Annotated in this window: 23 protein-coding genes; 13 read left to right on the plus strand and 10 right to left on the minus strand. The window is 68.2% G+C overall.

Features of this window, described 5'->3' with window-relative positions:
- Positions 1-12: 12 nt before the first annotated feature.
- The 3 genes from ACBJ32_RS46700 (at position 13) to ACBJ32_RS46710 (ending at position 2,305) form a co-directional block, all read left to right on the plus strand.
- Positions 13-1,026 (plus strand): LacI family DNA-binding transcriptional regulator, encoded by a 1,014-nt coding sequence (locus ACBJ32_RS46700; protein ID WP_253756107.1) that lies wholly within the window; start codon positions 13-15, stop codon positions 1,024-1,026.
- Positions 1,027-1,115: 89 nt separating this feature from the next.
- Positions 1,116-1,940, plus strand: coding sequence for an NAD(P)-dependent oxidoreductase (locus ACBJ32_RS46705; protein ID WP_375132338.1), 825 nt, complete (start codon positions 1,116-1,118; stop codon positions 1,938-1,940).
- A 20-nt stretch (positions 1,941-1,960) separates the two neighbouring features.
- On the plus strand, positions 1,961-2,305 hold the full coding sequence (locus tag ACBJ32_RS46710; protein WP_375132339.1) for a winged helix-turn-helix transcriptional regulator: 345 nt from the start codon (positions 1,961-1,963) through the stop codon (positions 2,303-2,305).
- A 49-nt stretch (positions 2,306-2,354) separates the two neighbouring features.
- On the opposite strand, the gene ACBJ32_RS46715 is transcribed toward ACBJ32_RS46710, so the two are convergent.
- Positions 2,355-3,962, minus strand: a complete 1,608-nt coding sequence (locus tag ACBJ32_RS46715; RefSeq protein ID WP_375132340.1) for a cellulase family glycosylhydrolase — start codon at positions 3,960-3,962, stop codon at positions 2,355-2,357.
- Between the two features lie 122 nt (positions 3,963-4,084).
- Positions 4,085-4,741: a TetR/AcrR family transcriptional regulator gene (locus ACBJ32_RS46720; protein ID WP_375132341.1), complete on the minus strand. Its 657-nt coding sequence runs from the start codon at positions 4,739-4,741 to the stop codon at positions 4,085-4,087.
- Between the two features lie 93 nt (positions 4,742-4,834).
- Between ACBJ32_RS46720 and ACBJ32_RS46725 the strand changes: the two genes are divergently transcribed.
- Genes ACBJ32_RS46725 through ACBJ32_RS46735 form a run of 3 tightly spaced genes read left to right on the plus strand, consistent with a single transcriptional unit; the run spans position 4,835 to position 8,570 of the window.
- Complete coding sequence (locus ACBJ32_RS46725; RefSeq protein WP_375132342.1) at positions 4,835-5,314, plus strand: (2Fe-2S)-binding protein; 480 nt, start codon at positions 4,835-4,837, stop codon at positions 5,312-5,314.
- Positions 5,311-6,303, plus strand: coding sequence for an FAD binding domain-containing protein (locus tag ACBJ32_RS46730; RefSeq protein ID WP_375132343.1), 993 nt, complete (start codon positions 5,311-5,313; stop codon positions 6,301-6,303). Before ACBJ32_RS46725 ends, ACBJ32_RS46730 begins: the two co-directional genes overlap by 4 nt.
- Positions 6,300-8,570, plus strand: coding sequence for a xanthine dehydrogenase family protein molybdopterin-binding subunit (locus ACBJ32_RS46735; protein ID WP_375132344.1), 2,271 nt, complete (start codon positions 6,300-6,302; stop codon positions 8,568-8,570). Before ACBJ32_RS46730 ends, ACBJ32_RS46735 begins: the two co-directional genes overlap by 4 nt.
- 21 nt (positions 8,571-8,591) lie before the next feature.
- On the opposite strand, the gene ACBJ32_RS46740 is transcribed toward ACBJ32_RS46735, so the two are convergent.
- Positions 8,592-9,125 carry a TetR/AcrR family transcriptional regulator gene (locus ACBJ32_RS46740; RefSeq protein WP_375132345.1) on the minus strand — a complete coding sequence of 178 codons (534 nt, stop codon included), beginning with the start codon at positions 9,123-9,125 and terminating at the stop codon, positions 8,592-8,594.
- 83 nt (positions 9,126-9,208) lie between these two features.
- Between ACBJ32_RS46740 and ACBJ32_RS46745 the strand changes: the two genes are divergently transcribed.
- Together ACBJ32_RS46745 and ACBJ32_RS46750 are read left to right on the plus strand one after the other, a co-directional pair.
- On the plus strand, positions 9,209-9,667 hold the full coding sequence (locus ACBJ32_RS46745; RefSeq protein ID WP_357893159.1) for a nuclear transport factor 2 family protein: 459 nt from the start codon (positions 9,209-9,211) through the stop codon (positions 9,665-9,667).
- 28 nt (positions 9,668-9,695) lie between these two features.
- On the plus strand, positions 9,696-10,472 hold the full coding sequence (locus tag ACBJ32_RS46750) for an endonuclease/exonuclease/phosphatase family protein (RefSeq protein ID WP_375132346.1): 777 nt from the start codon (positions 9,696-9,698) through the stop codon (positions 10,470-10,472).
- 62 nt (positions 10,473-10,534) lie between these two features.
- Here the strand turns inward: ACBJ32_RS46750 and ACBJ32_RS46755 are convergent, their stop codons facing one another.
- Both ACBJ32_RS46755 and ACBJ32_RS46760 read right to left on the minus strand, forming a co-directional pair.
- Complete coding sequence (locus tag ACBJ32_RS46755; RefSeq protein ID WP_375132347.1) at positions 10,535-11,056, minus strand: hypothetical protein; 522 nt, start codon at positions 11,054-11,056, stop codon at positions 10,535-10,537.
- 88 nt (positions 11,057-11,144) lie between these two features.
- The gene (locus ACBJ32_RS46760) at positions 11,145-11,747 is read right to left on the minus strand and encodes a disulfide bond formation protein DsbA (RefSeq protein WP_375132348.1); all 603 of its coding nucleotides are present in this window, start codon (positions 11,745-11,747) and stop codon (positions 11,145-11,147) included.
- 202 nt (positions 11,748-11,949) lie between these two features.
- On the opposite strand from ACBJ32_RS46760, the gene ACBJ32_RS46765 reads away from it, so the two are divergent.
- The 3 genes from ACBJ32_RS46765 to ACBJ32_RS46775 are packed head-to-tail and all read left to right on the plus strand — an operon-like array spanning position 11,950 to position 15,623.
- A complete protein-coding gene (locus ACBJ32_RS46765) occupies positions 11,950-13,527 on the plus strand; it encodes a pectate lyase (RefSeq protein ID WP_375132349.1) in 1,578 nt (525 codons plus the stop codon).
- 12 nt (positions 13,528-13,539) lie between these two features.
- A complete protein-coding gene (locus ACBJ32_RS46770) occupies positions 13,540-14,586 on the plus strand; it encodes a polysaccharide lyase family 1 protein (RefSeq protein WP_375132350.1) in 1,047 nt (348 codons plus the stop codon).
- Positions 14,587-14,597: 11 nt separating this feature from the next.
- A complete protein-coding gene (locus tag ACBJ32_RS46775) occupies positions 14,598-15,623 on the plus strand; it encodes a polysaccharide lyase family 1 protein (RefSeq protein ID WP_375132351.1) in 1,026 nt (341 codons plus the stop codon).
- Between the two features lie 823 nt (positions 15,624-16,446).
- On the opposite strand, the gene ACBJ32_RS46780 is transcribed toward ACBJ32_RS46775, so the two are convergent.
- The gene (locus ACBJ32_RS46780) at positions 16,447-16,965 is read right to left on the minus strand and encodes a very short patch repair endonuclease (RefSeq protein WP_375132352.1); all 519 of its coding nucleotides are present in this window, start codon (positions 16,963-16,965) and stop codon (positions 16,447-16,449) included.
- 95 nt (positions 16,966-17,060) lie between these two features.
- On the opposite strand from ACBJ32_RS46780, the gene ACBJ32_RS46785 reads away from it, so the two are divergent.
- A complete protein-coding gene (locus ACBJ32_RS46785; protein ID WP_375132353.1) occupies positions 17,061-18,512 on the plus strand; it encodes a DNA cytosine methyltransferase in 1,452 nt (483 codons plus the stop codon).
- A gap of 247 nt (positions 18,513-18,759) precedes the next feature.
- On the opposite strand, the gene ACBJ32_RS46790 is transcribed toward ACBJ32_RS46785, so the two are convergent.
- From ACBJ32_RS46790 to ACBJ32_RS46805, 4 genes are all read right to left on the minus strand, one after another.
- The gene (locus tag ACBJ32_RS46790; RefSeq protein WP_375132354.1) at positions 18,760-19,686 is read right to left on the minus strand and encodes a NaeI family type II restriction endonuclease; all 927 of its coding nucleotides are present in this window, start codon (positions 19,684-19,686) and stop codon (positions 18,760-18,762) included.
- A 207-nt stretch (positions 19,687-19,893) separates the two neighbouring features.
- On the minus strand, positions 19,894-21,708 hold the full coding sequence (locus tag ACBJ32_RS46795) for a DEAD/DEAH box helicase (protein WP_375132493.1): 1,815 nt from the start codon (positions 21,706-21,708) through the stop codon (positions 19,894-19,896).
- A gap of 2 nt (positions 21,709-21,710) precedes the next feature.
- Entirely contained in the window at positions 21,711-23,126 is a 1,416-nt protein-coding gene (locus tag ACBJ32_RS46800) for a transcriptional regulator (protein WP_375132355.1), read from the minus strand.
- Between the two features lie 79 nt (positions 23,127-23,205).
- The gene (locus tag ACBJ32_RS46805) at positions 23,206-23,835 is read right to left on the minus strand and encodes a hypothetical protein (protein WP_375132356.1); all 630 of its coding nucleotides are present in this window, start codon (positions 23,833-23,835) and stop codon (positions 23,206-23,208) included.
- Positions 23,836-24,234: 399 nt separating this feature from the next.
- Here ACBJ32_RS46805 and ACBJ32_RS46810 point away from each other — a divergent pair, with 399 nt between their 5' ends.
- The gene (locus ACBJ32_RS46810; RefSeq protein ID WP_375132357.1) at positions 24,235-24,861 is read left to right on the plus strand and encodes a hypothetical protein; all 627 of its coding nucleotides are present in this window, start codon (positions 24,235-24,237) and stop codon (positions 24,859-24,861) included.
- The last annotated feature ends 3 nt before the right edge of the window (positions 24,862-24,864 follow it).

Here is a 24,864-nt window from a genome sequence, read left to right on the forward strand (position 1 = left end):
GGGTTTCGAAGTATGGCGGGTAAGCGGGCGACCATCAACGACGTGGCCTCGCTGGCGGGGGTATCGATCGCCACGGCCTCCAAGGCGCTCAACGGGCGCCAGGACGTGCGGGCGGCCACGCGCGAACGCGTGCTCGCCGCCGCGGCGGAGCTCTCCTTCCAGCCGAACGCCCTGGCCAGAGGGCTGCTCTCGGGCCAGACCAGGACTGTCGGGCTGCTGACCTCCGACAGCGTCGGCCGTTTCGGCATCCCCGTGCTGCTGGGGGCCGAGGACGCCTTCGGCGCAGGGGAGATGGCGGTGCTGCTGTGCGACGCGCGCGGGGACGCGATCAGGGAGCAGCACCACCTGCGCGCCCTGCTGTCGCGGCGCGTGGACGGGCTGATCGTGGTGGGGGAGAGCACGAACCCCCGCCCGTCCGTGAGCAAGGACCTGCCGGTGCCCGTGGTGTACGCGTACGGGCCGTCCGAGGACCCGTCGGACGTGTCGTTCGTGCCCGACGACGTGGGGGCGGCGGCGATGGCCGTCAACCACCTGCTCGCCCTGGGCCGGCGGCGGATCGCGCACGTCACCGGACCCGCCCACTACAAGGCGGCCCGTGACCGCGAGGAGGGGCTGCGGCGGGCGCTGGCCGAGGCCGGGGTCCAGCAGGCGGGGCAGACGTTGTCCGGGGTGTGGTCGCAGCGGTGGGGGCGGCACGCGGCCGAGATGTTGCTGATGGCCGAGCCGGAGATCGACGCGGTGTTCTGCGGCAGCGACCAGATCGCGGCCGGGTTCGTGGAGGCCGTGCGCGAGCGCGGGCGGCGGGTGCCCGACGACATCGCGGTGGTCGGCTACGACAACTGGGAGGTGCTCTCCACGGAGACGCGGCCCGCGCTGACGACCGTGGACATGAACCTGGAGGTGCTGGGCCGGACGGCGGCACAACACCTGTTCGCGGCCATCGACGGCAAGGCCACGCCCGGGGTGCACACGCTGCCGTGCCAGCTCGTGATCCGCGACTCCACCTCACCGCCCGGCGTGTCCTGACCTCCCCACCTCGTCGCTAACCTCCGGGTAACCACGCACTTCGAAGTGCGTTCTTGTCGCGAAACCGCGCCCGGTGAACAGTGGTGCGCATGAATACGCAGCATGAACGCATCAGCATCCTCGGCCTGGGAGCCATGGGGCGCGCCCTGGCGAGCGCGCTCCTCGCAGCGGGCCGCGACGTGACGGTCTGGAACCGTACCCCCGGGAAGGCGGGCGAGCTCGTCGCGCGCGGCGCCCGGGAGGCCTCCGGCGTGGAAGAGGCGATCGAGGCGGGCGACCTCACGGTGGCGTGCCTGCTGAACGACGCCAGCGTCCGCGAGACGCTCGCCCCGGCGGTGCCGAAGCTGGCCGGCGGCACCCTCGTCAACCTCACCAGCGGCTCCGTACGGCAGGCGCGCGAGCTCGCCGGATGGCTGGAGGGGCAGGGGGTGCGCCTGCTGTCCGGCGGCATCATGGCGGTGCCCCCGACGGTGGGGACGGAAGGCGCCTTCATCCTCTACAGCGGCGCCCGTGACCTGTTCGACCGGGTCGCGCCCGTGCTCGGCCCCATCGGCCGTCCGCACTGGGTGGGCGAGGACCCCGGGTTCGCGGCGCTGTACGACATGGCGGCGCTCAGCGGCATGTACGGCATGAGCGCCGGGGCGGACCATGCCGTGACCCTGGTGCACCGCGAAGGCGGCGACGTGGAGACGTTCAAGCGCGAGGTGCTCCAGCCGTGGATGGAGCAGATGCTCCCGTTCATGGTGGGCGGCGCCGACGTGACCGCGCTCGTTCCCGAGGAGTTCAACCCCGCCATGCAGGCGACCGGCCTGGAGAACATCCTGTCCGCCTCCGAGGAGGCGGGCGTGCCCGGGGACCTCGCCGGGCACCTGCGCTCCTCGCTGTGGCGGATGCGCCGCGCCGTCGCCGGCTGACCCTGACCTATCATGTGGCGGTGCGTAACCCGCCCTACATCTGCGCTCTGGACGCCGCGATGGACGTCGTCGACGGCAAGTGGAAGGCGCTGATCCTGTGGGCGCTGGACGAGCGGCTGCACCGCTTCGGCGAGCTGCGCCGCAGCCTGCCCGGCATCAGCGAGAAGGTGCTCGCCCAGCAACTGCGCGAGCTGGAGGCCGACGGGATCGTCCGGCGGACCGTGTTCGACGAGACGCCGCCCCGGGTCGAGTACGAGCTGACGGACGCCGGCGTCGCGCTCTACGCGGCCCTGGGCGCCCTGGGGGAGTGGGGCGCCCGCCGCATGCGGGAGCTCGACCTCGTCCCCACCCACGGCAAGCAGTGAGGAGCGGGCCGCCCCCACGGCAGGTGGAGGCGGCCCTCGGCGTGCCTCGTCAGGAGGCGGCGCACGTGTACGAGCTGACCGTGGCGGTGTTCCCGCCCGGACGGCTGACCTGGAAGCCGAAGCTGGTGTTGCCTCCGGCTGCCACGGTGCCGTTGTAGCCGGCGTTCTTGGCCGTGACCGTCTGCCCGCTGGTCGTCACCGTGGCGTTCCACGACCCGGCCAGCGTGTGCCCGGCCGGCAGGGTGAAGGTGACGGTCCAGCCGGTGATGCCCGACGTGCCGCTGTTGGTGACCGTGACCGGCTGGACGACGTACCCGCCGCTCCACTGGCTCTGCACGGTCCCGGTGGCAGTGCAGCCGCCGTTGCCGCCGCCGGACGTGGTGGTGAAGGTGGTGGTGGCCGAGGCGGTGGACTGGTTGCCCGCCCCGTCGCGGGCCCGGACGTACACCTGGTACTGGGTGGCGGGCGTCAGGCCGGTCAGGTTGATGGAGTTGGTGGTGGACGAGCCGAGGAGCGGGTCGGTGCTGCCCTGCTCGCGGTAGACGTCGTACCCCGCCAGCCCGGAGCCGCCGGCGTCGGTGGAGGCGGTCCAGGTCAGGGTCGCGCCGGTGGAGGCGACGGCGGAGGCCGAGGGGGTTCCCGGCGTGGTGGGGGCGGTGGTGTCGGTGCCGCCGCCGCTGAAGAAGGTGGCCTCGCGCGAGGTGGCGGCGATGCCGTTGGCGCCGTTGAAGATGCGCTGGCCCCAGGAGGTGAGCGCATCCGGGTCGAAGTTGGTGACCATGTCGAGGTACTCGACGCCGCCGCTGTTGCCGCTCCACGACCAGCCGATGTATCCGAGGCCGCGGGACACGGCCTGCGACATGATGGTGTCCTCGTCCGGGTTGCCGTCGGAGTGGTTGTGCCCGAACTCGCCGATCACCAGCGGCAGGCCGGCCGTCTGGAAGGCGTCCAGGTAGGCGGTGATCTCGGCGGCGGTGTCGAAGACGCCGTACATGTGGACGGAGAACACGGTGTTCTTCTGCGTGTCGGCGGCTGCGACGGTCCTGGCGTTGTCACGCATGGTGAACTGCCAGTCCTGGCCCCAGTTCGGGGCGTCCACCATCAGCATGTGCTGGAACCCGAGCGTGCGCATGCGGGTGATCGCGTTCGTGGTCGCGGCGGTCCAGGCGGAGACGTTGTTGTTGCCGTACGGCTCGTTGCCGATGTTGACGATGATGAAGTCCTCGGTGCCGGTCAGGGCGCTGCGGACGCTGTTCCAGTAGTCGACCGCCTGGTCGAGCGTGTACGCGCCGCTCTGCTCGCCGTACCCGGTGGTGTCGTGGTTCTCGAGCACGCATATTAACCGGTTCTGCCGGCACAGGGAGACGACGTTGGCCACGTCGGAGGCGCTGTTCGGGGTCCACCGGCCGCCGCTCAGCACCACGCGCACGGTGTTGGCGCGCAGCGCCTTGATGTCGGCGAAGGAACCCGTCTGGCTGGCGTACCAGGTGTGCGCGTGGCTGACGCCGCGCATCACGAACGCGTTCCCGTTGGCCTCCAGGATCCTGGTGCCGCTGACCCGGAGCCCGACCGCGGCGTGCGCGGGAGCCGGGACGATCAGCATCGAGACGAGCAGCGACAGGAGCGCCGCCGCCGCGAGCCCGAGTCGTTTGATCATGGGGGGTGCCCTTCTGATGATTGTTAACCGGTTAGGTACGGGCACATGGTCTGCGGAATCCGCTCCGATGTACAGAAAGCCGACGCCTGGCGGTCAGGAATGCCTGGAGAGGAGTGAAACTTTCACTCTTCCCTGAGCGTGGGCAGGCCGGCGGCCAGGGCCGAGAGCGCCCGGACGAGCGTGGGCAGCAGCACCGGGCAGGAGGCGGCCAGCTCCGGATCCTCGGCGTAGACCTGGGCGAGCGCGGGCGGCGGGTTCGAGGCCGGATAGAGCATGCCGGCCAGCCCGCTGGCGGCGGCCGCCAGCTCCCCGCCCTCGCGCTCGGTCAGGTCCGTCGCGCGGGCCACCTCGGCGCCCATCTCGGCGACCCGGGCGTGCACCGCGTGCTTGAACGCGCGGGCCGCGGAGACCGACACGTTGTGCTCCAGGCTGGTGGAGGCGTGGCTGAGCAGGTCGCAGAAGAGCGGCCGGTCGGTGATCGTCTCGGCCAGCACGGTCACCGCCTCGGTCGTGGAGCCGGCCGCGCCCAGCCGGAGGGAGACGGCCTCGGCCCACTGCCGCCACTCCTCGATGAGCAGCTCCAGGTAGATCTCCTCGCGGGTGCCGAAGTACCGCACGATGTTCGACTTCGCCAGCCCGACGGCCTCGGCCACCGCGCCCAGGCTCACGTTGCGTACCCCGGAGGTGCGGGCGAGCTCGCGGGCGGCGGCGAGGATGGCCTCGCGCCGCTGCTGCTTGTGCTCGGGCCGCCTGGCCCGGAGGAATGCCGACCGCGTCATGTCGCCATCAGCATACTGGCGCCGATTTAAAAGAACACCGTTCCCTTGTTAAGGGAACGCCGTTCTGTTAGCGTCCGGTGCAAAGCCGGGAGGATGCGAGTGACCGAGATACGGATGAAGGTGAACGGCTCCGTCGAGTCCCTCGACGTCGAGCCGTGGGTGAGCCTGCTCGACGCGCTGCGCGAGCGGCTCGGGGTGACCGGCCCCAAGAAGGGCTGCGACCAGGGCGCCTGCGGCGCGTGCACAGTGCTCGCCGACGGCATGCGGATCAACGCGTGCCTGGCCCTGGCCGTCCAGTACGACGGCAGGGAGATCACCACGATCGAGGGCGTGGCGCATCCGCTGCAGGAGGCCTTCGTGCGCCACGACGGGTTCCAGTGCGGCTACTGCACCCCGGGCCAGATCTGCTCGGCCATCGGCATGCTGGCCGAGTACGAGGCCGGCATGCCCAGCGCCGTGACCGGGTCCCGAGGGCTGGACGAGGCCGAGATCAGGGAGCGCATGAGCGGCAACCTGTGCCGCTGCGGCGCCTACAACGGCATCGTGGACGCGATCAAGGAGGTCTCGGGATGAGACCGTTCGCGTACGTCAAGCCCGCCGACGTCGCGGAGGCCGTGCGCGTGGCCGCCGAGCCGGGCGCCAGGTTCCTCGGCGGCGGCACCAACCTGGTCGACCTCATGCGCGAGGGCATCGAACGCCCCGACACCGTCGTGGACGTGACGGGCCTGCCGTTCGACACCGTCGACGAGCTGCCCGGCGGCGGGCTGCGGATCGGCGCGCTCGTCCGCAACAGCGCCCTGGCCGCCGACCGGCGGGTGCGTGCCCGCTACCCGATGGTGTCGCAGGCGCTGCTGTCCGGCGCCTCCGCCCAGCTCCGCAACATGGCCACCGTGGGCGGCAACCTGCTGCAACGCACCCGCTGCCCGTACTTCTACGACCACGCCTCCGCCTGCAACAAGCGCTCGCCCGGCGCGGGCTGCGACGCGCTCGACGGGTTCAACCGGGGCACGGCGATCCTCGGCGTCAGCGAGAGCTGCGTGGCCGCGCACCCCTCCGACCTGTGCGTGGCGCTGGCCGCCCTCGATGCGATCGTCGAGGTACGCGGCCAGGAGGGCACGCGGCGCGTCCCCATGGCGGACTTCCACAAGCTGCCCGGCGACACCCCGGACATCGAGACCGCGCTGGCCCCCGGCGAGCTGGTCACGGCGGTCGAGCTGCCGCCCGCGCCGGTCGCGGCCAACTCCCGCTACCGCAAGGTCCGCGACCGGGCGTCCTACGCGTTCGCCCTCGTCTCGGTGGCGGCGGCGCTGGAGGTGCGCGACGGCACGGTCACCGACGTGCGGCTGGCGCTGGGCGGCGTCGCCGCCAAGCCCTGGCGGGCCACGCAGGCCGAGCGCCTGCTGCTCGGCGGCCCGGCCGACGAGACCGCCTTCCGCCGCGCCGCCGAGACGGAGCTGGCGGACGCCACCACCAGGGAGGGCAACGCCTTCAAGGCCCGCCTCGCCGCGGCCACGATCACGGCCACGCTGCGCGACCTGAGCACGGGAGGGACGGCCCGATGAGCATCAAGTACGCCGAGACCGAGCAGGCCACCGGCACCACCAAGTACGTCGGCCAGGCCATCGACCGGGTAGACGGCCCCGCCAAGACCACCGGCGAGGCCCGCTTCGCCGCCGAGTACCCGTACCCGGGGCTGGCCTACGCCGCGCTCGTGCACGCCACCGTCCCGCGAGGCCGCATCACCGCCATCGACACCGCGCAGGCGAAGGCGGTGCGCGGCGTGATCGACGTCCTCACCCACGAGAACGCGCCGCCCATGAAGCCCGCGCCCAAGCTGAGCCTCCTCGACCCCAGCACGCTCGTCTCCGGCACCCCGGTCAACTACCTGGCCACCGACGAGGTGCACTGGAACGGCCAGCCCGTGGCGGTCGTGGTCGCCGAGACCCCGGAGACGGCCCGGTACGCGGCGTCACTGGTGCGCCCGGCGTACGAGGAGCTGCCCGCCACCGTGGACCTCGCCGCCGAGCAGCACAACGCCGTCCCCCAGAAGGGCAACCTCCTCGGCGAGACCTCGGCCGACAAGGGGGACGCGCAGGCCGCGCTCGCCGCCGCACCCCACTCGGTGGACCTGACCTTCACCACGCCGCCGCACAACCACAACGCGATCGAGCCGCACGCCACCACCGCCGTCTGGGAAGGCGACCGGCTCACCGTGCACGAGGCCACGCAGAACATCACGTGGGCGCGCAAGCACCTGGCCCAGCGGTTCGGCGTGCCGGAGAAGGGCGTCAGGGTGCTGTCCCCGTACGTGGGGGGCGGGTTCGGCGGGAAGGGCTCGGTCTGGGCGGGCACGCTGCTCGCCGTGCTCGCCGCCCGCGCGACGGGCCGGCCGGTCCGGCTGGCCCTCACCCGCGAGGCCGTCTACCACACGGTCGGCGGGCGTACGGGCAGCATCCAGCGGGTCGCGCTGGGCGCGGGCGCCGACGGCGCGCTGACCGCGATCCTGCACACCAGCGTGTCCAGGACGGGGCGCAACGGCGGGCACGGAGAGCAGATCACCGCAGGCACCCGGCACCTGTACGCCGCGCCCAACATCCACCTGCGGCAGAGCACCGTCCCGCTCGACCTGCTCCCCAACACCTTCATGCGGGCGCCGGGCGAGTCCATCGGCACCTTCGCCCTGGAGTCGGCCGTGGACGAGCTGGCCTTGGAGCTGGGCCTGGACCCGGTCGAGCTGCGCCTGCGCAACGAGCCCGACCGCGACCCGGTGGGCGGGCAGCGGCTGGCGCACCGGAGGCTGCGGGAGGCGTACGCGCTGGGGGCCGAGCGGTTCGGCTGGCGCGAGCGTGACCCGCGGCCCGGCTCCATGCGGGACGGCCGGTGGCTGGTCGGCATGGGGGTGGCCACGGCCTACCACCCGTCGATGCGGATGCCGGCGAACGTCGCGGTGCGCCTGGGCGCCGACGGCACGGTCGTCGTGCGCTGCGGCCTGCAGGAGATGGGCATGGGCACGGCGACGGTGCTGGGGCAGATGGCCGCCGACGAGCTGGGCGTGCCGCTGGCGTCCGTACGCGTCGAGTACGGCGACTCCGACCTGCCGGTCGGGCCCGGCGCCGGCGGCTCGATGCAGACCGCGAGCGCCGCGGCGGGCGTGCAGGACGCCGCCGCCAAGCTCAAGCGCACAATGCTCGGCCTGGTCCGCCGCTCGCCCGGCTCGCCGCTGCGTGGCCGCAGGCCGGCTGAGGTGGAGGCGCGCGACGGCGGGCTGTACGCCGGGGCCGCCGGCCAGACGTACGTGGAGATCCTGAAGGCGGCCGGCCGGAGCCACGTGGAGGTGGAGAGCAAGGCGGGCATGCTCGGCTTCGTGGCGCGGACCCTGCGCGAGCGCAGGCGGCTGGTGCGGGCGGCGACCGGCGCGCAGTTCTGCGAGGTGCGGGTGGATCCCGACACCATGGAGGTACGCGTCTCGCGCTGGCTGGGCGTCTTCGACGTCGGTACCGTGGTCAACGCCAGGACGGCGGCGAGCCAGCTGCGCGGGGGCATCGTGATGGGCATCGGCATGGCGCTGTCGGAGCAGACGCTGATCGACCACCGCAACGGCCGGGTCATGAACGCGAGCCTGTCGGAGTACCACGTCCCGGTGCACGCCGACATCCCCCGCATCGAGGTGCTCTGCCTGGACGAGCCGGACTCGACCATGCCGCTGGGCCTGCGCGGGGTCGGCGAGGTGAGCATCACCGGAGCCGCCGCGGCCGTGGCCAACGCGGTGCGGCACGCCACCGGCAAGCGCGTGCTCGACCTGCCGATCACTCTCGACAAGCTGCTGTGAGCGCGCGGGCGGCCTCACCGATCACCTTGGGCAAGCCGCTGTGAGCGCGCGGGCGGCCTCTCCCGCCGCCCGCGCGGCTCGCGCGCCGTGCTCGGGGTCCACCATGGCGGTGACCGTGGCCCCGTCCACCAGCACGAGGAGCTGGTCGGCCAGCGTGTCGTCGGGCACCAGGCCGCGCAGGTAGTCGCGCAGGCGCCGCTTGTGCCGCCGTACCACGCCGGCGACCGCCTCCGAGGTCGCGCCCAGCTCCCCGTAGGCGTTGACGAACCCGCAGCCGCGGAAGCCGTCCTCCGCGAACCACCGCTCCAGCCAGCCGAACACCGCCTCGACCGAGTCGCCGTGCTCGGCCACGTAGGAGGTGAGCGAGCTCATCCACCGCTCGTCGCGCCGCTCCAGGTACGCCACGACCAGCGCCTCCTTGGACGGGTAGCACTGGTAGAGGCGCTTGAGCGACACGCCGGAGGCGGCCCTGACGTCGTCCATGCCGACAGCCCGGATGCCGCGCCGGTAGAAGAGCTCGCCGGCCGCCGTGAGGAGTCGTTCGGCGTGTTCCATGGCACCTCGCTTGCTCTGGAGAACGGTCGTTCTCTACCATAGCCCGCGAGAACGATCGTTCTCCCGTGTCCGAGGAGGCCGCCATGTCCCGCCCGCCCGTCCCGCCGTTCACCGAGGAGACCGCCCGGATCAAGGTCCAGGCCGCCGAGGACGCCTGGAACACGTGCGATCCCGGCAAGGTCGCGCTCGCGTACACGGAGGACTCGGTCTGGCGCAACCGCGACGAGTTCGTGGCCGGGCGGGACGCGATCGAGGAGTTCCTGCGCCGCAAGTGGGACAGGGAGCTGGACTACGCGCTGCGCAAGGAGCTGTGGGCGGTGCTCGGCGACCGCATCGCGGTGCGCTTCCAGTACGAGTGCCGCGACGCCTCGGGCCAGTGGTGGCGCAGCTACGGCAACGAGCAGTGGGAGTTCGACGAGTCCGGGCTGATGCGGCGCAGGGAGGCGAGCATCAACGACGTGCGCATCGAGGAGTCCGAGCGGCGCATCTTCGGGCCGCGCGGCGACGACGAGCGCGGCGTGGACGTGTTGCCGCTCAGGTGAGGCCACCTGCATGGTGAAATGACCGGTGATGCTCAGATATCTCGTGATCGCCGGGCTGTTATCCCCTTCCCTGCCCGCGCAGGCGCCCGCGCTCCACGTGATGACGTGGAACGTCTGCGCGGGCACGTACCAGAGCTGTCCTCTCTTCCGCCGTACCACCACCGAGCTGGCCTGGCACGTCGCGGTGCTGGCGACCAAGGCGGACGTGATCTTCCTCCAGGAGTTCTGCACCGGCGCGGACGCCGACCTGGAGCGCGAGCTGGAGGCCCGCACCGGCCGGGCGTGGAGCGTCAAGTCGGCCGGGTTCGCGCACCCGGACGGGTCGCCGTACCAGTGCTCTCCCGACTGGAACGGCGTGGGGCGCGGGGTGCAGAGCGTCACGCTGGCCGTGGCCGAGCGGGACGCCCGCTTCGAGGTGCACGCGCTGACCACGCCGCCGTGGGGTCTGCGCAGGAGCGCGATCTGTACGGCCGGCCGGGCGTTGTGCACCGCCCACCTGTCGTCCGGCTCGGTCCACGACGACAGGCAGCGGGGCAAGCCCTACCGGCACAGACAGCTCAGGGAGCTGCTCGAGCTCGGCGGGGGTGTCGTCGGCGGCGACCTCAACCTGGTGCCGCGCGATGCCGCCGCCGCGTACAAGGGGCGCGACGAATGCGACCCGCGCGAACGCTGGACCTACGTCACGCGCAAGCGGAAGATCGACTACGTGTTCGCCCGCGACGGCCGCATGCGGCGCTGCTTCGTCGACCATGCCAGGAAACACTGGTCGGACCACGTACCGGTGCACGCGTGGGTGACGCGGTAGGTCCGCCGCTGGGGCGAACAGGTACGGGAGCACAGGGCCACGGTCACCAGCCGCCGCCGGCGTCAAGGCACGCGCAGCCACCGCGGATCGTCGTAGCGCTGCTCCACCCCGTCCCCCGGCAGGAAGTCGGGCGCCGTGCACAGCACCACCTCGCCCTGCACCTCCAGATACCTGATCAGCCCCGCCGCCACCGACAGCACGGCCTCGGCCCCGCCCTTCATGCGCTGTTCCAGCACGGCCACCACGTCGCAGAGCCCGAACTCCGCCGGCAGCAGCGAGGCCACCTCCTTGACGAAGCTCTCCGTCACCCGCGCCTGGATCATGACCGTGCCCGGCTCCGACCTGCCGGAGCCACCGCAGCTGTCGCAGCCGCCGCTGTCGTGCGGGTTGATGGAGATCGTGCCGGAGCCGAGGCACATCAGGCACCGGCCCACCTCGGCGGCGTGCCGCGTGGCGGCGTCACGGTCGGGCAGCGGCAGGTCACAGGTGCACGAGAAGGAGTTGTAGGTGCCTTCGACGTAGTCGTGGTAGGCGATCTCGTCGGGGGCGTCGACCCACGCGACGGTGATGACGTGCTCGTCCATGGAGACTGGTGCGCTCTCGTGCTCGGCTGATGGAGCCACCCAAGATAGCCCGCACGACCGGCCCGGATCACAGGATCGGCAGAAGACGTCACGTTGTGTGAGGCTCCTCGTGCGGCCTGCCCTTCAGCTCGTGGAAACCCGGGGTGCCCGCCACCAGCAGCGTCCCGTCCCACAGGCGGGCGGCCTGCTCGCCGGTCGGCGCGCGGGAGACGACCGGCCCGAAGAACACCACGCGCTCGCCGTCCTCGCGCGTGACCGCGACGATCGGGGTGCCCACGTGGTCGCCGCCGATCAGGGCGATGCCCTCGGCGTGCGAGGCGCGTACGACGTCGTCGTAGCCGGTGCCCAGGCCCGCCTCGGCCAGCTCGACCGGCAGCCCGGCGGCGGACAGCGCGGTGCGCAGGTCGCCGATCCAGTCGCCCGTGCCGGTCGTCCACAGGGCTGTGTAGAACCGCTCCAGCGCCTGCTGGCCGTGGTCGCGCTGCACGGCCGCGCAGATGCGGGCCGGGATCCAGAGGTAACCCTCGGGGTCGCCTTCCGGGTCGTCGTCGCGGCCCTCGTTGAGCACGGACAGGCTCATCACGTGCCAGCGCACCTCGACCGGGCGCACCTTCCGCACCTCCATCAGCCAGCGCGCGGTCACCCACGTGTACGGGCAGGACGGGTCGAACCACAGGTCGGCCACAGTCATGATCACCAGTCTAGGCTCTACAATCGCTTGCAAGATCCCCTTCATCCTCTGCAACAAAACTGCACACCAAACGGGTTGACGCGCCTAACAATCGGTTGCATAAAGATGTGAAGCTCGTCCGTCAGGTCTCGCGATCGGGTGCGATTTACCTCGGAAAGAGCGCAACGCGCCCCGGTCGCCCCTCACCCCCGGAGGCTCCACGGTGCGCAGCAACAACCCGCTCTACTCGGCATGCGCCGCGCTCGGCGCGGCCATCGTCGCGGCATTCCTGGTCATACCGAGCGCGTCCGCCGCGACGCTGTTCAACGACGACTTCGAGGACGGCAACGCGACCGGCTGGGCCCGGTCCGGCGGGAGCTGGTCGGTGGTGACCGACGGCTCCCCGGCCTACCGGCAGTCGGGCACCAGCTCGGACGCCCGCGCCCTGGCCGGCGGCGGCTGGGGCGATCAGGCGGTGCAGGCCCGGGTGAAGCCGATCGCGTTCAACGGCTCGGGACGGTACGTCGCGGTGCTGGCACGGGCGCAGAGCAGCAGCAACTACTACTTCCTCGGGCTGAGCAACGCGGGCACCGCCATCCTCGGCAAGCGGACCGGCGGCGCCCCCATCACGCTCGCCACCGGCGCGGCCGGCGTCACCCCCGGGGCGTGGCACACGGTCAGGCTGGAGGCGTTCGGCACCACGCTGCGCGGCTTCGTGAACAACGTGCAGGTCGTCTCGGCCACGGACTCCTCGTTCAGCTCAGGGCGGGCCGGCCTGGCGGGCTACTACGCCAGCGCCACCTTCGACGACGTGCTCGTGACCGACATCGGCGGCCCGACCGACCCGCCCACCACGCCCACCATCCCGCCGGGCAGCTGCCGGACCTCGGGCTCGCCCATCGGCTTCGCCTCGGTGAACGCGTGGGGGCAGAACGGGACCACCGGCGGGGCGGGCGGCCCCACGGTCGCGGTGGACACGGCGGCCGAGTTCCTTTCCGCGATCGGACAGCAGGGCCCGCTCACGGTCTGCGTTCTCGGCACGATCACCCTCCCGGCCGGCATGCACAACGTCGCCTCCGACAAGACCATCCTCGGCGTCGGCTCCACCTCCGGCATCACCGGTGGCGGGCTCAACATCGGGCTGCCCCCGGACGACTCCGTGACCTCGCCGCCCGCCGACGCCGTGCACAACGTGATCATCCGCAACCTGTCGTTCCGCGGGGCCACCGATGACTCGATCAACGTGCAGATGTTCAGCCACCACATCTGGATCGACCACAACGACCTGGCCGACGGGTACGACGGGCTGATCGACATCAAGCGCGGGTCGTCGTACGTGACCGTCTCGTGGAACCACACGCACGACCACACCAAGAACATGCTGCTCGGGCACGACGACAGCAACGCCGCGCAGGACGTCGGCCGCCTGAAGGTCACCTACCACAACAACTGGTTCGACCGGACACCGCAGCGCAACCCGCGGGTGCGGTTCGGGGAGCCGGTGCACGTGTTCAACAACTACTACCTCTACAACACCGACACCGGGGTGGCCTGCCAGGCGAACGCCGGGTGCCTGGTCGAGGGGAACTACTTCGAGCGGGTCGAGGAGCCGGTGACCAACTCCTACGCGGGGCCCGGTGGCAGGTGCGTCGCGCGGAACAACGTGTTCGTGGACGAGTCGGGGGCTCCCGACTGCAGCGGGACCGTGCAGGAGGCGTCCGCGTACTACTCGTACACGGTGGCCGACCCGAACTCGGTGAAGGCGGCGGTCATGGCCGGCGCCGGCGTCGGCAAGATCTGAGGAGGCCCCACCATGCCAGCCCTCTTCCGGAGATCGGCCGTCGCGACGGCCCTGCTCCTCACCGCCCTGACCTTCGCACCCACCTCCACCGCAGCCGCCGTGGAAACCGCTCCCACCTCCACCGCAGCCGCCGTGGAAACCGCTCCCACAGGGTTCGCCGCCGTCAACGCGCTCGGCCAGAACGGCACGACGGGCGGCGCCGGCGGCCCCACGGTCACGGTCACCACGGCCGCCCAGTTCCTCGACTACATCGCCCGCCCCGGCCCGTACGTCATCCAGGTCAGCGGCACCATCACGCTGCCGACCGGCTCGTCCGACGGCATGCACGACGTCACCTCCGACAAGACCATCATCGGCCTCGGCAGCACGGCCCGCCTGGTCGGCGGCGGCCTCAACATCGGCCTCCCCGTGGACGACGACGTCACCTCACCACCCGCGAACGCCGTCCACAACGTCATCATCCGCAACCTGTCCCTGTCGGGCGCGACCGACGACCTGATCAACGTGCAGATGTTCAGCCACCACATCTGGATCGACCACAACGACCTGTCCAACGGTGACGACGGCGCGGTCGACATCAAGCGCGGCTCCGACTACGTGACCGTCTCCTGGAACAGGTTCCACGACCACGACAAGACCCTGCTCCTGGGCCACGACGACGACAACGGCGCCCAGGACATCGGCCGCCTGCGCGTGACCTACCACCACAACTACTTCGACGCCTCCGACCAGCGCCACCCCCGCGTGCGCTTCTCGGAGCTGACCCACGTCTACAACAACTACTACCGGGACAACAGCTACGGCGTCGCCTCCACCAACGACGCCAAGATCCTGATGGAGGGCAACTACTTCTTCAGCGTCAACAACCCCGGACGGGTGGAGTTCAGCGGGGACCTGGGCCGCATCGTCCAGCGCGACAACATCCTCGTCGACTGCAACCACGAGATCGAGACCCGCGGCTCCGTCCCCGAGCCCCGCACCCTCTACCCGTACACCGCCGACCCGGCCTCCAGCGTCCCGACCGTCGTACCGGCGGGCGCGGGCGTCGGCAAGATCTGAGGAGCCCCGCCATGTCCGCCCCCGCCCGCTCCTCCTTACGGAGCGCGACCATCACAGCGGCCCTGCTCATCGCCGCCCTGACCCCCCTCCACGCCACCACCACCGCCTCAGCCGCCCACACGTCCACAGCGGCTGGTGCCAGAGCCGCCGCCGCAGAGACGACGCCCATCGGCTTCGCCTCGGTCAACGCGCTCGGCCAGAACGGCACAACCGGCGGTGCAGGCGGCACCGAGGTCACCATCACCACCGGAGCCCAACTGGAGGACTACGCCGGTCGAGCCGGCGCCTTCATCCTGCGCATCTCGGGCCGCATCCAGATCAGCGACATGATCACCGTCGTCGCCAACAAGACCATCATCGGCATCGGCAGCACCGCCGAGATCACCGGCGGCGGCCTCCAGCTAGGCTCCACCACCCGCCCCGGCAACAACGTGATCATCCGCAACATCAAGTTCACCGACGCCGATGACGACTCCATCAGCGTCACCAACAAGGCCCACCACGTCTGGATCGACCACAACGACCTGTCGAACGGCTACGACGGCCTCCTGGACATCAAACGCGAGTCCAACTACGTCACCGTCTCCTGGAACAAATTCCACAACCACAGCAAGACCACCCTGGTGGGCCACTCCGACACCTACACCGCCGACATCGGCAAACTGAAGGTCACCTACCACCACAACTTCTTCGACGGCACCGACCAGCGCCACCCCCGCGCCCGCTTCGGCGACCCCGTCCACGTCTTCAACAACTACTACCGTAACAACTCGATGTACGGCATCGCCTCCACCCAGAACGCCGGCGTCCTCGTGGAGGGCAACTACTTCGAGAACGTCGCCCACCCCACCCACGTCGGCTACGCCGAAAGCGACCCGGGCCGCCTCGTAGAACGCCACAACCTCTACATCAACTCCGGCGCCCCGGAATCATCCGGCACCGTCCCGGAACCCTCCACCTACTACCCGTACACCCTCGACGACCCCTCCAGCGTCCCCGCCAAAGTCCAGGCCGGAGCCGGCGTCGGCAAACTCTGAAACCTCGGGCTGACGCCTGGGGACTCCAGGCATAAAAGCTCGGGCCTACGCCACGGGAGGCGCTTCGCGCTTTCGGCTCCGGGCTGCGCCCTGTGGGGGAGCCCAGCTCCCCCACACCCCCTTGCCGGGGGCCTCCCGGCCCCCGGACCCCCGGCCTGGGCCGAGTTCCGCCCTTTCGCTACATGGGGCCGGAGGCGGCCCGATCGTCGGTAGCGCCTGCGAGTATCGCGCGACGATCACACCCTTCGACAAGAACCACGCCGAGCTGGCCGAGATGGGCAGCTGCATCACCTACGTCCGTGGCCTGACGTCGTAGCGATCCGCCACGGCGGTCGTCACGAGGACTCCACGCCGATGACTTCAACGAGCTGTGCAGCCCCGCCCGCGTGCCAGTTGGTCTGGGGGGCGCGCCTCGCCATCACGGTCATCGGTAGCTGGGTGATGATCGCCGAGATGGCAGCAGGTCGATGCGGTCAGCGAGAGGCGGCCGAACATGCATCGCTCGTGGATCAGTGCGACTTGCCATGGAGGTGTTGCGCGAGGAAGGCTGGGTGGTCACGATCCAGGGGCATGGGACGTTTGTGGCGCCCAAAGACGCCTGGCCGACGAGGGAATGACGGCACCAGGTTGGTAGCAACGTCATGGGCGAAGTTCTGGGACTCAGCAGCGACCGGGCCGTGCATCTCTCCGTCTGTGCGCGGCTCACAGCACGCACACGTGTGAGCGGGTCGGCCGGGGGATACGCGTCCCATCAGCATGACCTTCAGCGGTGGCTGCCGAACAAGATCAGAGAAAATTTTACCTTGGACGCGGTGTCGGGTGCTCACTTCTGGTTGCGAAATTGTGTGCCGATCGCGCTACTCTCGATCGCATGTTCGGCATCAGGCAGCACAGCCGCAACCACCGTCGCTACGGCCGTGGTCAGGGCTTCATGCTCCCAAAGCCGGATCACCTGCCAGCCAGCCGCCTCAAGCGCGCGGTTGACCCGCTGATCGCGTTCCATGTTCCGGCGGAGCTTGGGTGTCCAGTACCACTCGTTCGTGGTGGGCTGGCGGCCATGATCCGGACAGACATGCCAGAAGCAGCCGTCCACGAAAACCGCAACTTTCTTGGCTGTGAAGACGATGTCCGGGCGCACCTTGACCTCGCCCAGGTCCAAGCGGAGGTCCTTCCTGTAGCGGAACCCCATGCGGTGCAGCGCACTACGCAGGGCAACCTCAGGTTTGGTATCGGAACGCCGGTTGGCCTGCATGTTGCGCGAGCGGCCCTCGTTGAGCGGCGCTGGATAGGTTCCCCGCTCATGAGCCTGCTCCCGGGCTTGAGCCCTCTTGCTCTCTCCCACACTCGTCCCAACGGGCGTACGGCTGAACGTATTCTCCGCGAAGATACAGCTGACCGCTTGTCCATTGCCTCCTCCGGGCTACGAAAGGGGTCCTTGTGACCGAAAAGCAGCCTCAAGTCGCCGAGAACCTCCCGGGACGTGGCGAGCCGCTCTTCGAACTGGAAGAAGTCAGCTCAGAGCACGAGCCGGTTACTGAGGCTGCCACTTCGAGCGCGTCGGGGACTACGGCTGATGATGTGTTCGAGGTTGTCGAGATCTGTGCCGGCGCTGGAGGGCAGTCGCTGGGGCTGGAACGGGCGGGATTCCGGCATGCGCTTGCCGTCGAACTCGACAAGCAAGCCGCCGAGACGCTGCGTCACAACCTCGTCAAGGTCCTCGGATACGACGAGATAGAGGCTGCCCAGACCGTCAGAGTCGGTGATGTTGCTGACCCCGAGGTCTGGAAGCCAGAAGAGCACGTAGGCGTAGACCTGCTTGCTGGAGGTGTTCCGTGCCCTCCCTTCAGTATCGCCGGCAAGCAGTTGGGCGCCACCGATGAGCGAGACTTGTTCGCATGGGCAGTGGAGCTGTGCGGCCGCATCAGGCCGAAGGCCCTGTTGCTCGAGAACGTCAAGGGCCTGGCTGGGAGCCGATTCACGGCCTATCGGCAACGAGTGCTGGACCGGCTGAGCGAGTACGGCTACGTGGCTGAGTGGAAGTTGCTGCAAGCGGAGGACTTTGGAGTTTCGCAGCTTCGCCCCCGGTTCGTGCTGGTCGCGCTTCAACACGAGTACGCAGAATACTTTGAGTGGCCGAAAGAGCACTCAAAGAAGCCGCCCTCGGTCGGAGAGCTACTTAGAGATTTGATGGCCCTTGGAGATTGGTCCGAAGACAGGCTCGATGAGTGGGTTCGCGGGGCGAGCAAGATAGCCCCGACCATTGTAGGAGGCTCGAAGAAGCACGGTGGCGCTGACCTTGGGCCTACCCGGGCTAAGGCTGCGTGGGAAGCAATGGGGGTTGACGCCAAGGGCGTGGCGGATGGCCCGCCTGGGCCCAACAATCCGCGGGTGGCGGGCGTCAAGCATCCGATGCTGACCGTCGAAATGGTTGCCCGCATCCAAGGCTGGTACGGCGCAGAGTTCGCGGAGTGGGAGTTCCTTGGTGGCAAGACCTCGAGGTACCGGCAAATCGGCAATGCGTTTCCTCCGCCGGTCGCCATGGAACTCGGCCTGGCGATCAGGAAGGCCCTGCGTAAAGAAGGCACCCGTCGGGTTTTGGTGGAGAATACCGACGCGGTGCACGACCCCGTCTACAGGCTCCTGCTCGCTAGTAACCGACCGCTGACGGTCGAGCAGTTGGTCGAGAAACTAGCTGACACGAAGGAGCCGATGGAGCAGCCGGAGGTCGAACGGCATCTGAATCACCTTAGCCATGACTTCGAGCTTCGAGAGGTGCCGAGATCCAACGGTGATGTCGCCTACAAGCTCGGTGAGTTCAAGGCATTTATTGGGCAGGCGGATCACCAGCGGCACGATCTGTTCAGTAAGCATAGATCGAAAATCAGTTGATCCAGTAGTTCGACGTTTCGAATCGTCTCATGCCATCGCGGTGCCCCGTGTATTAAATTATGATCTGAGTAGGACTGGCTGCGGCGTGGGCGGTACCAATCTGGCGACGCGTGTACCGTCTTTGCTTTTTTGTCACGGCCGCAGCCGAGCTCTCATGTCATGTTGCCTACAGGTGATGATGCCGATTAGCCCCTTAGGGCTAAGGTGCGCGGCAGGATGTCCGACCGTTTGGCACACGAAATGAGTTTTATGACTTGCCGAGCGGGCCGATATCTGGAAGTGGTGGAGCCATCTCTGGCGGATCGTCGGGTAGAGCTGCTACCCACTGCTCGCCATCCAGCGTGATCGACGGCAATCCAGCATGATGCGGGCGCTTTCGGGCCAACCGTATGCTCATTGAATCGCCGGGGCCATGGGGAGGATATCCGAGAGCTTCGGCGGCTTCAACATGGTTCCGGTATTGGCCAAAAATGACGATTCCCTCGGGTCGTAGTGCCGTACGGGCTCCACCATTGCCGCGGATGCGTTTCATATAGTCTTCCTGCATGGCCACGGTTGCTACTACGGTGCGGCTAATAGGTTGTCCCTGGACGCGCCGGAACAGTTCGTTGATTCTCTTCTGACCGCTTGTGGATCGGAAGATGGCATCTGTGTCATCGTCAGGAAGGCTGAGGAGGATGTTCTCCTTGAGGGGTTCGTCCTTGAACAGCCATCGGATAGCCGCGCGTCCAGTGCGATTGAGGGTTCGTTTGACATCCCTATTTCTTCCCGGGTTCAGATGTTCCTCGCGTGCTCGTACTAGTCCGGCGCTCCAGTGCCCCTTCTTGTCGCTTGCCCACAGCCCTAGGATAAGGCGGCTGACCGCCTCTGGAGGGATCATCCAGTCTGTGAGCTTTTGAGAATACTTGCAATCGACCTCGTGACCCGCGATAGAGTAGTCAAGAACGTCTCCGTCCGCGAAACCGAACTCGCGCTGCAGATTGATTTCGATCAGCGTTCCGCAGTGTGTCTTCTCAGTCTTGTGAAGTTGCTCCCAGCGATACCGTCCTGTGTGCTGACCGTCGAGCAACATGTCGAACGTGCGACGGACCGCCTTGCCTATCCGTGGCCCCAGCGCATCCAGCTTCATCAAGTGTGAGAAGACCGCGTCGAGGGCAGAGTCATGTTCGGTCAACTGTCGTTCCCTTTCTGCACTTACCAGCGGGCGAGCCTTATGGCCGTCATCCAGCTCCGTAGCTTCAGCTTGTCATTCTCGGCAACTGTACGATTCGATCATGGACCCGTTCAGGAGAAAGCGGGACTCCACGCAGGTGCTGCGCCGTCTCGTTGCATTGTGCGCACTTGGTGAGCAAATGGCCGTGTTCCGTCGTCGTAGAGCGTCCTATCCTAGGTGGCGCAGAAGTTCGCGGATGTCCGCCAGGTCCAAGCCGTAGCTGCCGACGGGCTCTTCGGCGGGGTCTGCCAGTTGGCGCACCTCTGGGTCGTCCAGAATGCTGCCCATGAACTCCAGCTTTGCCTGGAGACGCAATTGGACCACTTCGTCGATGGTGCCTTCCGCGATGAGAATGGTGACCCGGGTCTCCACGCCGGGGGGCAAGCCCAGGCGGTGGATGCGGTCAAGGCTCTGCAGGAACCGGCCAGCCATGAAGTCGCGATCGACGTAGATGGCATCGTGGCAGACCTGGTGCAGGCTAATGCCCTCGCCGAGGGTGGCTGGATTGGAGATCAGCACCATGCATTCGGGATCTTCGCGAAACCGCCGGATCTCCTCGTCGCGGTCTGCCGTGCCGCCGTGGACGACAGCCGGACAGTGAGGGGAGAGGAGTTCGGACAGGGTAGTGATGTTGCGCACGAATGTCGTCCACACGATCGTCTTGCGGCCGGCTGCTGCGTTGGCAGCGACAATTTGGACGGCCTCCTGGTACTTGGGAGAGAGTTCGTAGCTGGGTAGGTTGCGCAGAAGCGCATAGAGGGAATCTCCGGGAGCAGCCTCCATAGGCGATGGCCCATAGGCGAGTGGCTCGTACGGACTGCTGCCCTCGATTAGCAGCGCCGGGCTAGTTGCGGCCATGATCAGGCGCATCGATGCCCGGCCGAGGGCTTCGATGTCGTCGCGGCAGGCCTCCGCCCGCACAGAGTAATTGCCTTTTAGCGCCTCGTACACCTCTCGATGGATTGGCGGCAGACTGACATACCGGACTCTCGGCTCGAATGGTGGCAGGCCCAGTTCTCGCTTGGTGGTGCGGGTGAATAGCGGACGGAGCACGGTGCTGGCGTAAGCGAGGTCGCCGCCACGTACGGCGTCAGAGACGACGCGCTTGCCGCGGCCGGGCCAGACGAACGACAGTAGGTTCTCAAGGTCTCGAGCCCCGTTTGGAGCCGGAGTGCCGGTGAGGATGAGCCGCCGGGTGGCCGTGGGCCCGAGTGCGAGGCAGGCTGCGCCATAGGTTCCGCTGGCGCCGAGTTTCATGCGGTGGGCTTCGTCGAGCACCAGCATTGACGGCGCCGCGCCCAGCCAGGAAACGAGACTGGGCACAGCGCGGGACAGGCGCTCATAGTTGACCAGCAACACCTCGGCGCCATAGTCGGGCGTACGGCTCATGACCGCGGTGCGCGGCGGTGTGCGGAAACAGAGCTGACTTTCTGTCAACCAGGCCTCGTAGGCAGATTTGGGCCCGACGACGAGGAGGCGCTTGGCCAGGCCCTGTTCGCGCATCGCCGCATAGACGGCTAGTGTGACGCGGGTCTTGCCAGCGCCGGGGACGCTGAAATTGGCACCGTGACCGAGCGAGAGCAACTGTGCGGCGTCACGGAGCTGGAATGGGGTGAGGTCTCCGATCCAGTCTTCGCCGAGCAGCCCCAGCACGTCGTCTGGCGCTGTCGCGCATTGGCTGGCATCGCCGCCGCTCAGGAGAGATTGCTCGGCCCGTTCGGCATCGTCGAGGACACCATTGACGAGCTGAAGAAGCGCTTCCTCCCACTGGACGCCGTCGTGGCGCCAGGAACCGAGTTCGATGAGGCGGTCGAGGAAGTCATCAAGGTCGAACTCCCCCACCAGCGGTCCGCGTTGGCCGCCCGGGGCGATGCGTGCGGCGAGATCCGCGAAATCCTGCTCGTGCCCGGGCACAGTACGCAGGACCACGCGGGTTCGTGAGACGTCGAACGCGATCCGCAGCGAGGGCTCCGCCTGTGTCATCGTCACTGTTGCCTTCCCACAGCGCCGTTGAGCCACGTCAGGCCCTCGCCTGGCAGCGGCACGCTTTTGCCGGCCTCGATGGCAACGCGCTCCATGATGGTCCGCAGCTGCAGCAGGGCGTCGTCGAACGCGCCTTCGTCCAGGCTCCCGTTGCCGCGGGCGAGGACTAGGTCTGTAACACACTGCTCCAGGTCTTTGCATGCGTCGGCGATTCGATCGGGGGCTGCGAGGCGCTTCTTGCGGAGCCGGAAGTCCTTGCCGGCGAACTCCAGTGCCTCGTTGAAGACCTCGCGCGTGCGGTCGAAAACCTCGGCTGCTGTCCTCTGCTCCTCAGCGGTCGCGGCGGAGCCTGGTGCCCTCACAGCCTTGGCTCGCAGGAGGGAGTCGGTGAACGCCTTGGCTGCGGTAACCCTCGCGCCAGCAGCTTGGACAGTACGGCCGAGGCCAGGAATGGCTACAGTTGTGGTCTCCTGCGCGGGTACGGGCCTGAGCTCTGCGGGCAGCCGCTGATCGAGGAAACGCTCGTGAAAGTCAGGCTGGATGAACCGGACGTCAGTCTTGGCGAACTCCAGCACGATAGCCGCGAGCCGACCCTCCTTCATCAAGTCGGCACGCTCTCGATTACGTGCGGATTCGGTGTTGTAAGCACGATAGAGCTCAGCGAACCTCTCCTTCGCGTTCTCAAAATCCATAAGCCGCAGCGAGGCAGTGCCTGTATCACTACGGCTGAGGAGATCTCGCAACTGGGCCAGGATCCACAGGTCGCGATCACAGGCCGGCGTTGTGGTGTGGAAGTTCCGTGCGATCTCCGGCAGAGGCTTGCCGAGCGCCACCTGCTCCTCCAGGGCAAGCAGGTGGTTGATGTAGGAGTAGTCCCTTCGGGTGTCCGGACGTAGCTGGAGGGAGAGCTCAACGGCGTGGATGTCGCTCCATGTGCAGCTCTCAGGCAGGACGCCAACCCGCATGCTGGGCCGCCCGAGTTCCTTGAGGGCGGCGCGGCGGGTGTTGCCGTTTACGAGGATGCCGTCGCGGGTGATCAGCCCCGGTTCGTTTTGCTGGTACTCGCGCAGGCTCTCCATCAGGTCATCGAAGGCCTTGTCGGTCACGGAGGGGTCGGCCGGCAGTGCCTTCAACAGGGAGTGGAGGTAGTCCTGGCTTTCCGGGCTCCAGGGATCCTCGTCCAATGCTCGATCGCGGGCCGGGTCGTAGGCTCGCTGGGCGCGAATGCGGTGCGTCCCTGGGTTGTAGCGCAGAACCTCCACCGGCATGTCGATGACTTCAACATGGGTGGGCTTACCCCGCCATTCGACTGTCAGCGTCTCCGGTACCCCGCTCCCGGTGCGCAGCTCCTTCAGCCGCTGGGCCACGAGCTCGCGGTTGCCGGCAGCCTCGCGAGGCTGGCCGAAGTCGATCGACACGTGAGTGCTCCTTCAAATTGGTGAAAGCGATCAGAAAGCTGCCAGACGTGGCACCGACACACTGGTCCTGGAGAACGGGCTACAGGAGCATGTTGCGGACCTCTGCGCGCGCCGACGCCGGCAGAGTGCGGTAGACGCCCCAGAGCTTCTCGACCTCGTTGAAACCGCGGGCGTCCTGCTCCATCCAGGCGGACAGCATCTTGCGTTCGTACGCCGACAACTGGGCCAGCGCCGTCGCGAAGGCGCCTAGATCGCACCCGGTGTCCCGCCCGCCGACGCGGCACCGGTTGCACTCGGTGACCAGCTGAACTTTGGTGTCACCGCCGGGCATCGTGACTTGGCGCCGCGCGATGTCCAACTGCGAGGTGGCTCCGTAGCCGTCGGCGTACGCTTCACCGTTACCGATGCCGCAGGTCCGGCACAGATAGTTGTCCTCCATCAGCACGGCACGGCGCTGTACGGCTGGCACAGACTCCGTCGCTCTGCGGCTCGCCACACCGGGCTCCCACACCGGTAGACCCTGCCGCACGAACCGGTGTTCTCTGGGGTCGAGAGCTGGATCCTCCCGGTTGGTGTCGATCCGCCACCCGTTGTCTCGCAACTCCCTCATTCGGCGGTCGACCTGACTGACCCCGTCGAACGCGGTCCGAAGCTGCTCCTTTGTAAACACACTCCCGACTCCGACCTCCTGCACCAGCCACAGCGCCACGCGCTTCATGGTGCCGAGTCCCTCGTCCGTCCAGGACGGCATTGCCACCATGTTTCTCGGTTCCTCTCGTCTACGAGGCGACGGCTCCGCGGCCCTCGGCGGGGCCGGTTCGCCAGTTCCTCCAGCGAAGCGCATGCATCTGCGTCACGGGAAGCTTTTTCTGTCTCTGCTATGTCCCGCTTCGCCGCTATGTCTCGCAGTGTCTCTCTGGCGCGACAAAACCTCTCATTTGTCACAGGCGTCCGCCAAGATGGAGCTCTTATCCCAGAGGGACTCCAATCCAAGGAGTTGTCTGTGCCACCACGCGCGCGAAGGAATCCCCTTCCAGCATCCCTTCCACTGGCCCGGCGCGAACTCGCCCAGGCGGTGCGCACCCTATTGGACGACACGGGGCTGTCCTTGCGCAGCATCGAGCGTCAGATTCACCGCTCCCGCTCTGCCCTCGAACGGCTTGCGTCGGGCAAGGTACAGAATCCCGACCCGCAAACTATCCACGACCTCCGCCAACTCGCAGAGCGCAAGAAACTTGCCGGGACCGTGCCTAAGGAGGAGCTGCAACGCCTCCTGCAGCGAGTCTCGGACGAAGACCAGCGCCCCGCCACAGGGCCGGCCGCAGATACCGTTGCACACGTGAACGGCGGGACACCGGCGGCTCCGGTGGCCGGGACCGGCGCTCCGTCCGTTGCGCCGGTCCCGGCGGCAAGGGGGGACCGGCGCAACGGCTCGGCGGCGAACGTACTTTGGCCAGTCGACGAGCTGAAGCTGCATCTGGACAGCGGCCGTTACGAGCACGCCGTCGGAATGCTGGACTATGCCGGCGGCAAGGCGCCTGCGGTAGAGTCCGCCGCCGCGATCCAAGCATGCCGCGGCCAGGGCCTTACAGAGGCTACGAATACCCTCCTCCGGGCGGTTGGGAGTAGGCCCGAGAAGTTCGTCTTCGCAGTAGTCGGCCACCTGATTGACGTGGGCAATGTCACGGACGCCCGGGCATTGGCACAAATCCGCGGCGGCTTTCAGGACCCATGAGGA

The sequence above is a fragment of the Nonomuraea sp. GTA35 genome, from assembly GCF_041950525.1.
In the GTDB taxonomy this organism is placed as follows: domain Bacteria; phylum Actinomycetota; class Actinomycetes; order Streptosporangiales; family Streptosporangiaceae; genus Nonomuraea.

Bases quoted from the DNA above. Each gene is read 5' to 3' on its own strand.
- ACBJ32_RS46700 (WP_253756107.1), top strand. From the start codon at position 13: ATGGCGGGTAAGCGGGCGACCATCAACGACGTGGCCTCGCTGGCGGGG.
- ACBJ32_RS46705 (WP_375132338.1), top strand. From the start codon at position 1,116: ATGAATACGCAGCATGAACGCATCAGCATCCTCGGCCTGGGAGCCATG.
- ACBJ32_RS46715 (WP_375132340.1), bottom strand. From the start codon at position 3,962: ATGATCAAACGACTCGGGCTCGCGGCGGCGGCGCTCCTGTCGCTGCTC.
- ACBJ32_RS46720 (WP_375132341.1), bottom strand. From the start codon at position 4,741: ATGACGCGGTCGGCATTCCTCCGGGCCAGGCGGCCCGAGCACAAGCAG.
- ACBJ32_RS46725 (WP_375132342.1), top strand. From the start codon at position 4,835: ATGCGAGTGACCGAGATACGGATGAAGGTGAACGGCTCCGTCGAGTCC.
- ACBJ32_RS46730 (WP_375132343.1), top strand. From the start codon at position 5,311: ATGAGACCGTTCGCGTACGTCAAGCCCGCCGACGTCGCGGAGGCCGTG.
- ACBJ32_RS46735 (WP_375132344.1), top strand. From the start codon at position 6,300: ATGAGCATCAAGTACGCCGAGACCGAGCAGGCCACCGGCACCACCAAG.
- ACBJ32_RS46740 (WP_375132345.1), bottom strand. From the start codon at position 9,125: ATGGAACACGCCGAACGACTCCTCACGGCGGCCGGCGAGCTCTTCTAC.
- ACBJ32_RS46745 (WP_357893159.1), top strand. From the start codon at position 9,209: ATGTCCCGCCCGCCCGTCCCGCCGTTCACCGAGGAGACCGCCCGGATC.
- ACBJ32_RS46750 (WP_375132346.1), top strand. From the start codon at position 9,696: ATGCTCAGATATCTCGTGATCGCCGGGCTGTTATCCCCTTCCCTGCCC.
- ACBJ32_RS46755 (WP_375132347.1), bottom strand. From the start codon at position 11,056: ATGGACGAGCACGTCATCACCGTCGCGTGGGTCGACGCCCCCGACGAG.
- ACBJ32_RS46760 (WP_375132348.1), bottom strand. From the start codon at position 11,747: ATGACTGTGGCCGACCTGTGGTTCGACCCGTCCTGCCCGTACACGTGG.
- ACBJ32_RS46770 (WP_375132350.1), top strand. From the start codon at position 13,540: ATGCCAGCCCTCTTCCGGAGATCGGCCGTCGCGACGGCCCTGCTCCTC.
- ACBJ32_RS46775 (WP_375132351.1), top strand. From the start codon at position 14,598: ATGTCCGCCCCCGCCCGCTCCTCCTTACGGAGCGCGACCATCACAGCG.
- ACBJ32_RS46795 (WP_375132493.1), bottom strand. From the start codon at position 21,708: ATGACACAGGCGGAGCCCTCGCTGCGGATCGCGTTCGACGTCTCACGA.